The sequence below is a fragment of the Streptomyces sp. NPDC002520 genome (genome assembly GCF_053595235.1).
On record NZ_JBSFXG010000039.1, the window covers coordinates 20,707 to 34,344 of the forward strand.

General features: G+C 71.8%; 15 protein-coding genes and 3 pseudogenes. 13 read left to right on the forward strand and 5 right to left on the reverse strand.

Translation table 11 applies throughout. From position 1 onward, the window contains the following. Position 1 precedes the first annotated feature (1 nt). Both ACWD5D_RS36385 and ACWD5D_RS36390 read right to left on the reverse strand, forming a co-directional pair. The gene (locus tag ACWD5D_RS36385; protein ID WP_451377073.1) at positions 2-304 is read right to left on the reverse strand and encodes an urease subunit gamma; all 303 of its coding nucleotides are present in this window, start codon (positions 302-304) and stop codon (positions 2-4) included. 259 nt (positions 305-563) lie between these two features. Continuing rightward, positions 564-842 (reverse strand): type II toxin-antitoxin system Phd/YefM family antitoxin, encoded by a 279-nt coding sequence (locus ACWD5D_RS36390; protein WP_451377074.1) that lies wholly within the window; start codon positions 840-842, stop codon positions 564-566. An 86-nt stretch (positions 843-928) separates the two neighbouring features. Here ACWD5D_RS36390 and ACWD5D_RS36395 point away from each other — a divergent pair, with 86 nt between their 5' ends. The 3 genes from ACWD5D_RS36395 to ACWD5D_RS36405 all read left to right on the forward strand — a co-directional run bounded on the left by ACWD5D_RS36395 (position 929) and on the right by ACWD5D_RS36405 (position 2,928). Further along, positions 929-1,576, forward strand: a complete 648-nt coding sequence (locus ACWD5D_RS36395; RefSeq protein WP_451377075.1) for an ATP-dependent Clp protease proteolytic subunit — start codon at positions 929-931, stop codon at positions 1,574-1,576. Positions 1,577-1,583: 7 nt separating this feature from the next. After that, positions 1,584-1,892 carry a hypothetical protein gene (locus ACWD5D_RS36400; RefSeq protein ID WP_451377076.1) on the forward strand — a complete coding sequence of 103 codons (309 nt, stop codon included), beginning with the start codon at positions 1,584-1,586 and terminating at the stop codon, positions 1,890-1,892. 562 nt (positions 1,893-2,454) lie between these two features. Beyond that, positions 2,455-2,928: a C40 family peptidase gene (locus tag ACWD5D_RS36405; RefSeq protein ID WP_451377077.1), complete on the forward strand. Its 474-nt coding sequence runs from the start codon at positions 2,455-2,457 to the stop codon at positions 2,926-2,928. 26 nt (positions 2,929-2,954) lie between these two features. Here the strand turns inward: ACWD5D_RS36405 and ACWD5D_RS36410 are convergent. Next, positions 2,955-3,152: pseudogene (locus ACWD5D_RS36410) on the reverse strand (LysE family transporter); the annotation flags it as partial. A 16-nt stretch (positions 3,153-3,168) separates the two neighbouring features. Between ACWD5D_RS36410 and ACWD5D_RS36415 the strand changes: the two are divergent. Then, a pseudogene (locus ACWD5D_RS36415) lies at positions 3,169-3,468 on the forward strand (LysR family transcriptional regulator substrate-binding protein); the annotation flags it as partial. A gap of 22 nt (positions 3,469-3,490) precedes the next feature. Here ACWD5D_RS36415 and ACWD5D_RS36420 read toward each other — a convergent pair. After that, positions 3,491-3,949 (reverse strand): ATP-binding protein, encoded by a 459-nt coding sequence (locus ACWD5D_RS36420; RefSeq protein ID WP_451377078.1) that lies wholly within the window; start codon positions 3,947-3,949, stop codon positions 3,491-3,493. Between the two features lie 212 nt (positions 3,950-4,161). On the opposite strand from ACWD5D_RS36420, the gene ACWD5D_RS36425 reads away from it, so the two are divergent. Continuing rightward, positions 4,162-5,022, forward strand: coding sequence for a helix-turn-helix domain-containing protein (locus ACWD5D_RS36425; RefSeq protein ID WP_451377079.1), 861 nt, complete (start codon positions 4,162-4,164; stop codon positions 5,020-5,022). A 9-nt stretch (positions 5,023-5,031) separates the two neighbouring features. After that, complete coding sequence (locus ACWD5D_RS36430) at positions 5,032-5,256, forward strand: DUF397 domain-containing protein (protein WP_451377080.1); 225 nt, start codon at positions 5,032-5,034, stop codon at positions 5,254-5,256. Between the two features lie 88 nt (positions 5,257-5,344). Here the strand turns inward: ACWD5D_RS36430 and ACWD5D_RS36435 are convergent, their stop codons facing one another. Further along, positions 5,345-6,472 (reverse strand): 8-amino-7-oxononanoate synthase, encoded by a 1,128-nt coding sequence (locus tag ACWD5D_RS36435; protein ID WP_451377081.1) that lies wholly within the window; start codon positions 6,470-6,472, stop codon positions 5,345-5,347. A gap of 147 nt (positions 6,473-6,619) precedes the next feature. On the opposite strand from ACWD5D_RS36435, the gene bioB reads away from it, so the two are divergent. From bioB to ACWD5D_RS36470, 7 genes and pseudogenes are all read left to right on the forward strand, one after another. Continuing rightward, positions 6,620-7,861, forward strand: coding sequence for a biotin synthase BioB (gene bioB, locus ACWD5D_RS36440; protein ID WP_451377082.1), 1,242 nt, complete (start codon positions 6,620-6,622; stop codon positions 7,859-7,861). Further along, positions 7,854-9,170 carry an adenosylmethionine--8-amino-7-oxononanoate transaminase gene (locus ACWD5D_RS36445; protein ID WP_451377083.1) on the forward strand — a complete coding sequence of 439 codons (1,317 nt, stop codon included), beginning with the start codon at positions 7,854-7,856 and terminating at the stop codon, positions 9,168-9,170. The genes bioB and ACWD5D_RS36445 overlap by 8 nt, the downstream gene beginning before the upstream one ends. Position 9,171: 1 nt before the next feature. After that, the gene (gene bioD, locus ACWD5D_RS36450) at positions 9,172-9,915 is read left to right on the forward strand and encodes a dethiobiotin synthase (protein WP_451377084.1); all 744 of its coding nucleotides are present in this window, start codon (positions 9,172-9,174) and stop codon (positions 9,913-9,915) included. 350 nt (positions 9,916-10,265) lie between these two features. Beyond that, entirely contained in the window at positions 10,266-10,946 is a 681-nt protein-coding gene (locus tag ACWD5D_RS36455) for a class I SAM-dependent methyltransferase (RefSeq protein ID WP_451377085.1), read from the forward strand. 167 nt (positions 10,947-11,113) lie between these two features. Further along, positions 11,114-11,926: an ABC transporter ATP-binding protein gene (locus tag ACWD5D_RS36460; protein ID WP_451377086.1), complete on the forward strand. Its 813-nt coding sequence runs from the start codon at positions 11,114-11,116 to the stop codon at positions 11,924-11,926. Positions 11,927-11,930: 4 nt separating this feature from the next. Next, a pseudogene (locus ACWD5D_RS36465) lies at positions 11,931-12,521 on the forward strand (ABC transporter permease); the annotation flags it as partial. A 216-nt stretch (positions 12,522-12,737) separates the two neighbouring features. After that, complete coding sequence (locus ACWD5D_RS36470) at positions 12,738-13,634, forward strand: LLM class F420-dependent oxidoreductase (RefSeq protein WP_451377087.1); 897 nt, start codon at positions 12,738-12,740, stop codon at positions 13,632-13,634. Positions 13,635-13,638 lie beyond the last annotated feature (4 nt).

Sequence of the window (13,638 nt, forward strand, 5' to 3'; positions counted from 1 at the left end):
TTCAGATGATCGGCTCGTGGACGGTGACCAGCTTGGTGCCGTCCGGGAAGGTGGCCTCGACCTGGACGTCGTGGATCATCTCGGGGATTCCGTCCATGACGTCGTCCCTGGTGAGGAGCTTACGGCCGGATGACATCAGCTCGGCGACGGTCCGGCCGTCCCGCGCGCCCTCGAGGATGTGCGACGTGATGAGGGCGACCGCTTCCGGATGGTTGAGGCGGAGCCCGCGGGCCCTGCGCTTCTCGGCCACGTCGGCCGCCACGTGGATGAGCAGTCTCTCTTGTTCGTGCGGGGTCAGTTGCACGTCCCACCTCACAGTCCTTGCTCCGGACCGTGCGGGGTCCGGTTGCCGCGGCCACCACGACGGGACAGGTGTAACACACAGACAAACGGCCCGAGGGTGCTCAACCCGGGCAGAAAATCCCCTGGTGGCGTGGATCGGCAGGCTAGTTCGCCGGAGTTTCAGCGACGTTAACCAGACCTTGATCAACACATGACCGCGGCATGGGCTCGCCCATACCGACGACACGCCGCGGCGCTGAGGTGACGTCAGATTCCGCCGACTACGAGGCGCCGGGCCTCCGATGCTCCGCCGCGATACCGAACCGCTGGCGCTCCTGAGCCGCGGGCGCGACCTCGCGGATCCCGGAGACGGAGCTGATCACCTGCTCCTCGGCCTGCGCGTCGAGCGCTTCGAGCCGCTCCAGGTCGTCGGCGGAGACCAGCGCGACCAACGGCTTGCCGTGCCGGGTCACCACGACACGCTCGCCGCCGTACACCACCCGGTTGATCAGGTCGGCGAGCTCAGCCCTGGCTTGCGTCACCGGAATCTCGTAGGCCATGCCCCCATTCTAACGTGACGTACGTCCTGTACATTTTTTACAGAAGCGAGGCCGCCGGAGGCCCTGTCGCGAGGAGGGGTATGCCTATGACCCGACCGTCCGCCCATCACGTCATGCGTCACGTCCTGCCCGAGTTCACCGAGCGCACGAACACGGGCCACCGCACGCTCGATCCCTACTCGAAGCTGTTCGAGAACCGCATCGTCTTCCTCGGGACGCCGCTGGACGACACGGCGGCCACGGACGTCATCACCCAGTTCATGCAGCTCGAACACGCGGCCCCGGACCGGGACATCACCTTGTACCTCAACTGCCCCGGGGGCTCGTTCCAGGCGATGACCGCCGTCTACGACACGATGCGGTACGTCAGTTGCGACGTGCAGACCTACTGTCTGGGCCAGGCCGCCGCCGTGGCCGCCGTGCTCCTGGCCGCCGGGACACCCGGCAAGCGGTTCACCCTGCCCGGCGCCCGCGTCGTACTCGAACAGCCGTCGCTGCCCGGGCCGGCACACGGACAGCCGAGCGACCTCCTCATCCAGGCGGAGGAGTTGACCCGGGCGCGCACTCTGATGGAGGAACTGCTCGTGCGGCACACCGGGCGCGACGCCGACCGGGTGCAGCGGGACCTGGAGCGCGAACTCGTACTGGACGCTCCCGGGGCGGTGGCGTACGGGCTGGTGGACGTCGTCGTGTCGAGCCGTGGGGACGGGTCCGGCGCGGCGGAGACGAGGTGAGCGGTCCATGCTGCCCGAGGAACTCCCGCCGCTGCCCGCGCTGACGCGAGCCGAGGGCGAGTTGATCGACCGCTACCTGGAGGCGGTCGACCTGCTGGGCCGGATCAATCCCGCCCGCGACGGCGACACCTACCGCGGACTGCGCGCGGCGCAGGCCCTGGTGCGCAAGGCGGCCGAACTGCGCGACGCGCTCGAGCTGATGCACCAGCGGGGCGAGACGGAGCTGCACGGGGACACGCTGGCACGGGCGTTGCGGGTGCTGGACGGTGAGCGTCGCGCCGCGCGCGTCACGCTCCCGCCCGACCGCGTCGGCTGAGGCGGGACGCCCGTCCGGTCCGGCCGCCCTGTCGAGGGGCCGGTCGGACCGGAGTCGAAACGGGCCGAACGAAGGACCGCCGACCGGTGTATCTCCGTGTCCTTTTCCGGCCCTCTCAAGTTGCACGTCGCGCGGCTTCGGTGTTCACACTTCAGCCGCTCCGCCCCAGGTCCGGGGCTGTGCACCAAACCTGACGGAGCTTCGAACACACTGCCTTCCACCCGAACGGCTGAGTGGTGAGTAACGCCACAAATCCCCGATTCCATTGGGATTTTCGGACAGATGTGAGTGAAGATCCCTGACTGACGACAAGCCCCCGCCGCAGTGGCGGGGCGGTCCGGGTGGACGCCGAGTCCTGCCGCCGCCCGGATGACCGGTCGACGGAGTGGATCGGCAGGAGTGGAGGACCCGAGCAAGACGGGTCGCCGGAGCGGACGTTCGTCACCGACGGACGGCCGTGCCGAGCAGCCCTTGGGGTGAAGCCGCGGTAACGCGGCCGGGCTACTTCGCCAGCCCGAATCCGACAGGTCATCCTTCACAGGCGGCTGACGAAGGGTTGCGCATGACTGCGCTCAATCGTGTCCCGTCGCTGATGGCCCGGGCCGGCACGGCCTCGGCGCTCACCCTGGCCGCCGTGGGCGGCTCGATCGCGGTTCCGGGCCTTGCCACCGACGCCTCGGCCGCGACCATGGCGACGAAGGCGCTCCAGGTCGCGGCCTCCAAGAAGGGCGCCCCGTACCGGTACGGGGCCACCGGGCCGTACCGATTCGATTGCTCGGGCCTGACGCTGTACTCGTTCAAGAAGGCGGGCAAGACCCTGCCGCGTACGGCGGCCCAGCAGTACAACAAGACGCGTCACATCTCGGCCGGCAGCCGCCGGGCCGGTGACCTGGTCTTCTTCCACTCGGGCTCCAGCGTCTACCACGTCGGCATCTACGCCGGTCACGGGAAGATCTGGCACGCCCCGAAGACCGGTGACGTGGTGAAGCTCGAGAGGATCTGGACCAGGGGCGTCTGGTACGGCCGGGTCGGCTGACCCCGGCTCAGGCCAGGAGCCTCGATCAGCAGGGCCGCTCCCAGCGCCGTCAGTGCCGCCCCGGTGCCCGCCTGGAGTCCGCGGGCGGCCCGGGGGCGGCGCAGCCGGCGGCCGAGCCGGTCCACCAGCAGGGCCACCGCCTGGAACCACACCAGGGCCAGGGTGCAGACGATCAGCGCGAGCAGCAGCGTCCTGGGCAGGGCGGGGCTGCCCGAGGGCACGAAACTGCGGCAGCAGGCCCGGCGCGCGGTGGAGGCCCTGCTCGCCGGGGCGGGGGCGACCCCGGCGCTGCTGGTACCGACTCCCGGCTACGCCGTGGTGTGCGCGCTCGTGAGTGCCGGGCTGGGCGTGGCGGTCGTACCGGAGATGGTGGCGCGGACCGCGGTCACCCCGGTCGGGACGCGCGCGCTGGAGGCGGGCCTGCTGAGCCGGACGATCTCGGTCGCCCACCGCGTCGACGAGGTCGCTCCGGCCGCGGACGCGTTCCGGGCCCTGCTGCGGGGGGCGTTCGGCCGGGCGGGACGAGCCGCGGGAACGTGAGGCCGCCGGCGGACCGGCACGGCTAGGGCTCCTGCTGCCCTGCCGCCGTGAGGGGCTCGGCCGGGACGGTCCAGGGGAGTTCGATGGAGACCGTCTTGCCGCCCTCGCGGGTGGGGCGGATACGGAGTTTGCCGCCGAACTCGGCGGTGAGCCAGCGGATGATGACCATGCCGCGTCCGTTGTCCTGCTGGACGGCGGCGGGCAGTCTCTTCGGGAGGCGCGGATGGCTGTCCGTCACGCCGATGCGCAGGTTCTCGTCGCGGTCCAGGCTGATGTCGACGGTGAAGGTGGGTGACTGACCGAAGGTGTGCTGTACGGCGTTGGTGGCGAGTTCGGAGACGATGAGCCGCACGGTGTCGGCGACTTCGGTGTCCGACGGCAGGCCCCATTCCACGAGGGTGCCCACCACGTAGGAGCGGGCCGCGGAGACCGAGGCGGGATCGCTCGGCAGAGTGACGGATGATTCCAGGTGGTCTGCCATGGCGACGTCGTCCCTTTCCCACGGAACCGCGGTCCGGCGAGGAGCGGATGGTTCGAGTACGGTCCCGCACTGGTGCTTCTTCGCCAGACTGCCATTACCGGGCGTGTCAGGGGAGCGATCCACCGGGATATGCATATATCTGTCGCCCAAAGCGGTGAACTCTGCGACGAGAGACCGTATTTGGGAGGCCCGGAAGGAGTAAGGAGGAACCCATGCAGAATGGTCCCGCCGTGCGGCGTCGCAAGCTGGGCGCCGAGCTGCGCACGCTGCGCACCGGTGCGGGACTCACCAGTGGTGAGGCGGCCCGCCTGGTGGGCTGGCACCAGTCGAAGGTGAGTCGCATCGAGACCGGCGCCAGCGGGGTGAAGCCGGCCGACGTGCGGGTGCTCCTGGACGCGTACGCGGTGCGGGACCGGCAACTGCGCGAGCTGCTCATGATATTGGCGGGCTCGGAGGACGCGGCGGACCGGCACCACTGGTGGCACGCCTACCGCGGGGTGCTGCCGCCCACCTACCGGGACTTCATCAGCCTGGAGTCACAGGCGAGCGGGATGCGCACGCTGGAGACCACGGTCGTGCCGGGTCTGCTGCAGACGCCCGAGTACGCGCGTGCGGTGACCCGGGCCGCGGTGGAGGGCACGGACGAGGAGCGCCTGGACGCACTGGTGGAGGTGCGGCTGGCCAGGCAGGACGTGCTGCGTACCGATCCGCCGCTGCGGCTGGACGCCGTTCTGGACGAGGCGGTGCTGCGGCGCGAGGTCGGCGGGCCGGAGGTGATGGCACGGCAGCTGCACCGGCTGCAGGAGGCCGCGCACCTGCCCCAAGTCCGGCTCCAGGTGCTGCCGTTCGGCGCGGGCGCGCATATCGGCCTCACCGGGGCTTTCGTTATTTTCTCATTCCCGAGCACTTCTGATCTGGACGTAGTTGTTCTCGACCAGTTGACGAGTAGCCTCTACCTGGAACGGAAAGAAGACCTTCAGGCCTACTCGGAGGCCTTCGACTCCCTTCGGATCCACGCCCTTTCCCCCGAGGACTCGTTGGATTACATCGCCGGGATAGCTGACGGCGCGTAAGGAGGCACCATGACCGCACTGCCTCGGAACGTCCCTGCCGGTACCGATCTGTACGGCGTGCGTTGGCTGCGCAGCAGCTACAGCACCGGAGCGAACAACTGCGTGGAGACGGCCCGGCCGCGCTCCGGCCCCGGGGCCGGACTGCTCGCCGTGCGCGACTCCAAGGCGCCGGCCGGACCGGCGCTGCTCTTCTCCCCCGAGAGCTGGGCGGATTTCCTGACCGCGCTCCGGTGAGCGTCGACCGTTACCGTCCCCTACCGAACTGACCCCTACTGATCAGCTCAGATCAGTTTCGAGCGATACCCGACCATGTCACGCCGACTCATGGTCGAGCCTCGTCGATCACTCGTACAGCGCGTTCGATCTCGGCCCCGGAGAGGTCCGCACGGGCTGTCAGCCGCAGCCGTGAGATCCCGTCGGGCACGGAAGGAGGACGGAAGCAGCCCACGGCCAGGCCTGCCGAACGGCAGTCCGCGGCCCAGCGCACGGCCTGCTCCGGGGAAGGAGCACGCACCGAGACCACCGCGGCGTCCGGACGTACCGCCTCCAGACCCGCGGCGGTCAGACGTGCGTGCAGTTCGGCGGCGACCGCGCGGGCCCGTCCCGCCCGCGCCGGCTCGCGCCGCAGCAGCCGCAGGGCCGCCAGCGCCGCGCCCGCGGCGGCGGGGGCGAGACCCGTGTCGAAGATGAACGTCCGGGCCGCGTTGACCAGATGGCCGATCACCCGCGCCGGACCGAGCACGACTCCGCCCTGACTCCCCAGCGACTTGGACAGCGTGGCCGAGACGACCACGTCCGCCGCGCCCGCCAGCCCGGCCGCGTGCACGGCACCCCGGCCGCCGTCGCCCAGCACGCCAAGCCCGTGGGCGTCGTCCACGACCAGACCCGCCCCGTGCTCCCGGCACACCTCGGCCAGCGCTGCCAGCGGCGCGGCGTCCCCGTCGACGGAGAACACCGTGTCGGAGACGACGATCGCCGCCCCCTCGTGCCCGCCCAGCGCCTTGGCCGCGCCCTGCGGATCGGCGTGCCCGACCACCTGCGTGGTGCCCCGGGCGAGCCGGCAGCCGTCGATGAGCGAGGCGTGGTTGCCCGCGTCGGACACGATCAGGGAGCCGTGCGGACCCAGCGCGGTGACCGCGGCGAGGTTCGCCGCATAACCGGAGGAAAACACCAGAGCCGCCTCGAAGCCGCAGAAGTCGGCCAGTTCGCGCTCCAGCTCGGTGTGCAGTTCGGTGGTGCCCGTGACCAGCCGGGAGCCCGTGGCGCCGCCGCCCCAGGTCCTCGCGGCCCGTGCCGCGCCCTCGGCGACCTCGGGGTGGTGGGCGAGGCCCAGGTAGTCGTTGCTCGCCAGGTCCAGCAGCGGCGAGTCGGCCGGACGCGGGCGCAGGGTCCGTACGAGTCCGGCACGGCGGCGCGCCTCGGCCTGCTCGTCGATCCACCCGAACGCCATGTGTCCTCCGATGCTTTTGTAGGTAGCGGACAGACACTAGCGGCACGACCGGCCGCCCATGGTGTGGCAATACCCACACGGTGAACCGTCTCCGTTGTGCAAACTCTCCTTGGCCCGGAGTGGTCACGTAAGACAGGATCGGATCTCATGGACCTGCTGAACACGCTGGTGGACAAGGGGCTTCGGCGCGAGCTGCCGACCCGCGAGGAAGCTCTCGCCGTTCTCGCCACCTCCGACGACGACCTGCTCGATGTGGTGGCCGCGGCCGGCAAGGTGCGCCGGCACTGGTTCGGCCGGCGCGTGAAACTCAACTACCTCGTCAACCTCAAGTCCGGGCTGTGTCCCGAGGACTGCTCCTACTGCTCCCAGCGGCTCGGCTCCACGGCCGGGATCCTGAAGTACACCTGGCTCAAGCCCGACGAGGCCTCCGAGGCCGCCGCCGCGGGCCTGGCCGGGGGCGCCAAGCGGGTCTGCCTGGTGGCGTCGGGGCGCGGCCCGACGGACCGGGACGTGGACCGGGTCTCCGAGACCATCAAGGCCATCAAGGACCAGAACGAGGGCGTCGAGGTCTGCGCCTGCCTGGGCCTGCTCTCCGACGGCCAGGCCGAACGGCTGCGCGAGGCGGGCGCCGACGCCTACAACCACAACCTCAACACCTCCGAGGCCACGTACGGGGACATCACGACCACCCACACGTACGCCGATCGGGTGGACACGGTGCAGAAGGCGCACTCGGCCGGTCTGTCCGCCTGCTCGGGTCTGATCGCCGGTATGGGTGAGAGCGACGAGGACCTGGTCGACGTCGTCTTCTCGCTGCGCGAGCTGGACCCCGACTCCGTTCCGGTGAACTTCCTGATCCCGTTCGAGGGCACCCCGCTGGCCAAGGAGTGGAACCTCTCCCCGCAGCGCTGCCTGCGCATCCTCGCGATGGTCCGGTTCGTCTGCCCGGACGTGGAGGTGCGCATCGCGGGCGGCCGTGAGGTCCACCTGCGCACGATGCAGCCCCTCGCGCTGCACCTGGCCAACTCCGTCTTCCTGGGCGACTACCTGACCAGCGAGGGCCAGGCCGGCAAGGCCGACCTGGAGATGATCGCGGACGCCGGGTTCGAGGTGGAGGGCTCCGACCAGGTGACGCTGCCCGAGCACCGGGCGGCCACCGGGGGCGGGTGCGGCTCCCACGCGGAGGCGGGCGGCGGCTCGCACGGTGACGCGGGCTGCGGTTCGCACGCGGTGGCCGGGTGCGGGTCTGAGGCGGAGGCCGGGTGCGGGTCGCACGCGGGCGGCGGGGTCTGCGGTACGGCGTCCGTGCCGGCCGCGGCCGAGCCGCGCACCGACCTGGTGGCCGTCCGCCGCCGGGGTGCCGGAACGGATCTCGCGCCCAATGCCTGATCTGCACGATCCCCAGGACCTGCCGGGCCGGCCCGGCCTGAGCGTGCCCGAGCTGCTGGACCTGGACCGGCGGCACGTGTGGCATCCGTACGGCCCGATGCCCGGACGGGTGGAACCGCTCGTCGTCCGTTCGGCGAGCGGGGTCCGGCTCACGCTCGCCGACGGCTCGGGCGAACTCGTGGACGGCATGTCGTCCTGGTGGTCGGCGATCCACGGCTACAACCACCCCGTGCTCAACGAGGCCGTGCGCGAGCAGCTGGGGCGGATGAGCCATGTGATGTTCGGCGGGCTCACCCACGAGCCGGCCGTACGGCTGGCGAAGCTCCTTGTCGACATGTCACCGGACGGCCTCGAGCATGTCTTCCTCGCCGACTCCGGCTCCGTGTCCGTCGAGGTCGCGGTCAAGATGTGCCTGCAGTACTGGCGCTCCCTCGGCCGTCCCGGCAAGCAGCGACTGCTGACGTGGCGGGGCGGCTACCACGGCGACACCTGGAACCCGATGTCAGTGTGCGACCCCGAGGGCGGGATGCACGAGCTGTGGACCGGAGTGCTGCCCCGTCAGGTGTTCACCGACGCGCCGCCCGCCGAGTACGAGGAGTCGTACGCGGAACATCTGCGCTCGGCGCTCGAACGGCACGCGGACGAACTGGCCGCGGTCATCGTCGAGCCGGTGGTGCAGGGCGCGGGCGGGATGCGGTTCCACTCCCCCGCCTATCTGCGCGTGCTGCGCGAGGCGTGCGACGCGCACGACGTGCTGCTGGTGTTCGACGAGATCGCGACCGGCTTCGGCCGCACGGGCGAGCTGTTCGCCGCCGGGCACGCGGGTGTCACTCCGGACGTCATGTGTGTCGGCAAGGCGCTGACCGGCGGCTATCTGACGATGGCCGCGACCCTGTGCACGGCGCGCGTGGCCGACGGGATCTCGCGGGGCGAGGTGCCGGTGCTCGCCCACGGTCCTACGTTCATGGGCAATCCGCTGGCGGCCGCCGTGGCGTGCGCGTCCCTCGAGCTACTGCTCGGGCAGGACTGGCGCGCGGAGGTCCGGCGGATCGAGGCGGGCCTGCGGGAAGGGCTGGCCCCTGCGGCCGACCTGCCCGGCGTGAAGGACGTCCGCGTCCTGGGTGCCATCGGCGTCGTCCAGCTCGACCACGAGGTGGACATGGCCGCGGCCACCCGGGCCGCCGTACGGGAGGGCGTGTGGCTGCGCCCGTTCCGCGACCTGGTCTACACGATGCCGCCGTACGTCACGGGTGACGAGGACCTGGCACGGATCGCGCGCGCGGTGTGCGCCGCGGCGCGGGAGGGATGACATGCCGGTACTGGTGATCACGGGAACGGGCACGGAGGTCGGCAAGACGGTCGTGACGGCGGCCGTCGCCGCCTCGGCGCTGGCGGCCGGGCGTTCGGTGGCCGTGCTGAAGCCCGCGCAGACGGGGGTGGGGCCGGACGAGCGCGGAGACGCCGACGAGGTCGCGCGGCTCGCGGGTCCGGTGACGACCACCGAACTGGCCCGCTATCCGGAGCCGTTGGCACCCGGTACGGCCGCCCGGCGCGCCGGGATGGCCCCGGTGCACCCGCGCGAGGTGGCCGAGGCCGCCGCCAAGCTGGCCACCGAGCACGATCTGGTGCTGGTGGAGGGCGCGGGCGGACTGCTCGTCCGGTTCGACCCGGCGGGCGGCACGCTGGCGGACGCGGCGCAGCTGCTCGGAGCTCCGGTGCTGGTCGTGGCCCCGGCCGGGCTCGGCACCCTCAACTTCACCGAGCTCACGGCTCGTGAGCTGCGGACGCGGGGCGTGGAGTTGGCCGGTGTCGTGATCGGCAGCTGGCCGAACTCCCCGGACCTGGCCTCCCGCTGCAACGTGGCGGACCTCCCCGTGGTCTCCGACGCCCCTCTGCTCGGCGCGATTCCCGCCGGGGCGGGCGGCATGGATCCCGCCGGATTCCGTGTGGCGGCACCGGGGTGGCTGGCGCCGCGGTTGGACGGGGTGTGGGACGCGGAGGCGTTTCGCGTCCGCGAGGCGGAGAGTTCCCCGGCGGTGCGGGAAGCGCCGTAGAGCTGGAGGCCGTCGCCCGAGTGCGGGTGCGACGGGCTCGGTCGTGCAGTTCCCCGCGCCCCTGGGGAGTTCCAGGCGACGCGAGCCGGATGAGTGACGCGGGATGCGGGGCGGCGGCCGAGTGCGTCTGCGCCGGTCGCACGCGCTCGGTCCCGCAGTTCCCCGCACCCCGAGGAGTTGCAGGCGGCGTGAGCCGGATGAGTGACGGGGGATGCGGGGCGGCGGCCGACTCCGGGTGTGTCTGCGCCGGTCGCGCGGTTCCCCGCCCCTCTAGGGGCCGCAATGGGGGTGTCCCGGGGCCTCCCGGGGGACAATCTCCGTAGGAACGTCCTCTTGGAGGGGAGGTTGCCATGCGGTTGTCATCCGCGCGGTCCGGAAAAGCTGAGCGTGGTCCCGTCCACCATCCGGTCTTCGCCCGTTACTACGCCCGGATCAGCGTGGGCGCCGAGACCCGGTTCGGGATGGCCGGGCTGCGCGAGCGGCTGCTCGCGGGGCTGTCCGGGCGGGTGATCGAGATCGGCGCGGGCAACGGGCTGAACTTCGCCCACTATCCGGCGCACGTCGCCGAGGTCGTCGCGATCGAACCGGAGCCACTGCTGCGGAAGTTGGCGCTGGATTCCGCACTACGTGCCGAGGTGCCGGTGGACGTGGTGCCGGGGACCGCGGAGGCGCTCCCCGTCAAGAGCGAGGCCTTCGACGCGGCCGTGCTGTCGCTGGTGCTGTGCAGCGTGCGGGACGTGGAGCGGGCGCTCGGCGAGGTGCGGCGGGTGCTGCGGCCGGGCGGCCAGGTGCGGTTCTTCGAGCACGGCCGGGGTGGTGGCCGCGTGATGACACTGACCCAGCGCACCCTGGACCGGACGCTGTGGCCCGCGCTGACCGGCGGCTGCCATCTGGCCCGCGAGCCGGTCGCCGCGCTGCGGAACGCCGGCTTCGAACTCGGTCCGCTGCGCGAGGTGTTGCTGCCGGAGAAGGGCCCCGCGCTGCCCACCTCGTTCTGCACGCTCGGCACCGCCTGGCGGCCCGCCGCGTGAGTCGGGCGCCCAGGGCGCCGCAGGCGCAGGGGCGCAGGGGCGCGAAAGGTGCCCCTTACACGCTGTACGCCTCCTCGGTCCCAGGAGGGATTCCTGATGTGGGGCCGGTCACACTACGCTCGGCCCGGACCACGGTGCAGGGACGTCGAGGAGACCGGGAGGCGGTCTTGTACACAGCTGCTGCGAAGGACGTGCCGGGCGGTGCGTCCGGAGGCGGGGTCGCGGCCCGCGCCCGCGCGCTGACCAAGGCATACGGCTCGGGCGAGACCGCCGTACTCGCCCTGGACTCGGTGGACGTGGAGATCACGCGAGGCCGCTTCACCGCCGTGATGGGACCGTCCGGCTCGGGCAAGTCCACGCTGATGCACTGTCTGGCGGGCCTCGACACCGTCTCGGCCGGTCAGGTGTGGCTCGGCGACACCGAGATCACGGGGCTGAAGGACCGGGAGCTGACGCGGCTGCGGCGGGACCGGATCGGGTTCATGTTCCAGTCGTTCAACCTCATCCCGACGCTGAACGCGGCCGAGAACATCACCCTGCCCATGGACATCGCGGGCGCCAGGCCGGACCGCCAGTGGCTGGACCAGGTCATCGACACGCTCGGGCTGCGCGAACGGCTCACGCACCGCCCGGCCCAGCTGTCGGGCGGTCAGCAGCAGCGCGTGGCCTGTGCGCGGGCGCTGGCCTCCCGGCCCGAGCTGATCTTCGCCGACGAGCCCACCGGCAACCTGGACTCGCGGGCCGGTCTGGAGGTGCTGGGCTTTCTGCGCAGCGCCGTGGACGACCTCGGGCAGACCGTCGTGATGGTCACCCACGACCCGGGCGCCGCGGCCCACTCCGACCTGGTGCTCTTCCTCGCCGACGGCAGGATCGTGGACCGCATGGAGCAGCCGACGGCCGAGGCCGTGCTGGAGCGGATGAAGGCGTTCGACGTGGTGCGGGGCCGGCTCGGCGACGACTCCCTGGCCCAGGAGGACTGACCCGGTGCTCAAGGCGACCCTGCGGAGTTTCCTGGCGCACAAGGGCCGGCTGGCGCTGTCGGCGCTGGCCGTGGTGCTGTCCGTGGCGTTCGTCGCGGGCAGCCTGATCTTCTCCGACACCGTCACCCGCACCTTCGACCGGCTGTTCGCCTCGACCTCCGCCGACGTGACGGTCGAGCCCAAGGAGGACCTCACCTCCCCCGTGCCGACCGGTGCCGTCCAGACCGTGCCCGCCGCGCTCGGGGACCGGGTCGTGGAGGTCGACGGGGTCGCGGCGGCCCATGCCGACGTGTCGGTGCAGAACGTCGTGGTGGTCGACAGCCACAACAGGTCCGTCGGCCCGACCACCGGCGCGCCCACCATCGCCACCTCCTGGTACGTGACGCACCGCAGTCCGGTGAAGCTGACCTCCGGTCATGCGCCGCACGGTGCCGGCGAGGCCCTTCTCGACGCGGACACCGCGGGCAAGAAGCACGTACGCATCGGCGACACGCTGACGGTGCAGGCGCAGCCGGGGACGTTCCGGGTCAGGGTCGTCGGCATCGCCACCTTCACCACCACCAACCCGGGCGCGGCCCTCGTCTTCCTCGACCCGGCGCCCTCGTCTTCCTCGACCCGGCGGTGAACATACTGGCGGCGATCGCACACGAGTGACGTGACCGTGCGGGTGCCGCCCGTCCGCCGATGACGTGAACGGGCTGACGCCCCCCGGCACACGGGTGAGAACGGGCGGGTCGGACCGGTGCCGGGATGCCGGGCCCGTGATGGAATCGCGACCGAGGTCCAAGTCGCCCGACACTTCGGAGAGTTCATGTCGCGTCCGTTCCGCTTCGGGGTCAATCTGCTCACGCCCGCGCCCGCCGCCGAGTGGCGGGCGAAGTGCCGTCGCGCCGAGGAGCTGGGGTACGACGTGATCCTGGTCCCGGACCACCTCTGGATGGTCGCTCCGTTCCCGGCGCTGGTCGCGGCCGCCGAGGCGACCGAGCGTCCGCGGCTCGGCACGCTCGTCCTCAACGCCGGTTTCTGGAACCCGGCGTTGCTGGCCCGGGAGGTCGCGACCACGGACGCGCTGACCGGCGGCCGCCTGGAGCTGGGCCTCGGCACCGGATACGTACAGGCCGAGCACGAGGCGGCCGGGCTGCCGTTCGGCACTCCGCGCGAGCGGCTGGACCACCTGCGGCGCACGGTGGAGGAGTTGGACCGGCTGCTCGGCTCCGCGGAGTACGAGCCGCGGCCGGTGCAGCGCCGGGTGCCGCTGCTGATCGGCGGTGACGGCGAGCGGACGCTGCGGCTGAGCGCCGAGCACGCGGACGTCGTCGGCTTCACCGGGGCGCGGATGGTGCCGGGGAGCACGACGGGCAGGCTCGAGCCGGTGAGCGCCGAGGAGGTGGACCGGCGCGTGGCACGCCACCGGGAGCTGGCGGCGGGCCGGGCCGAGCCGGCGGAGCTGAACATGCTCCTCCAGGTCGTGGCCGTCACCGACACCCCCGAGGTGGCGCTCAAGCCGCTGTTGGAGCGGCAGCCGCAGCTGACCCTGGAGCAGGCGCTGGACCTGCCCATCGTGCTGGCCGGTCCCCTGGACGAGCTCGTCGCGCGGGTGCGGGCGCTGCGCGAGCGGTTCGGGTTCTCGTACCTGACCGTCCTGGAGCCGTTCATGGAGGCGTTCGCGCCGGTGATGGAGCGGCTGCGGGCGCAGGAGCCCGCGTAGCTTC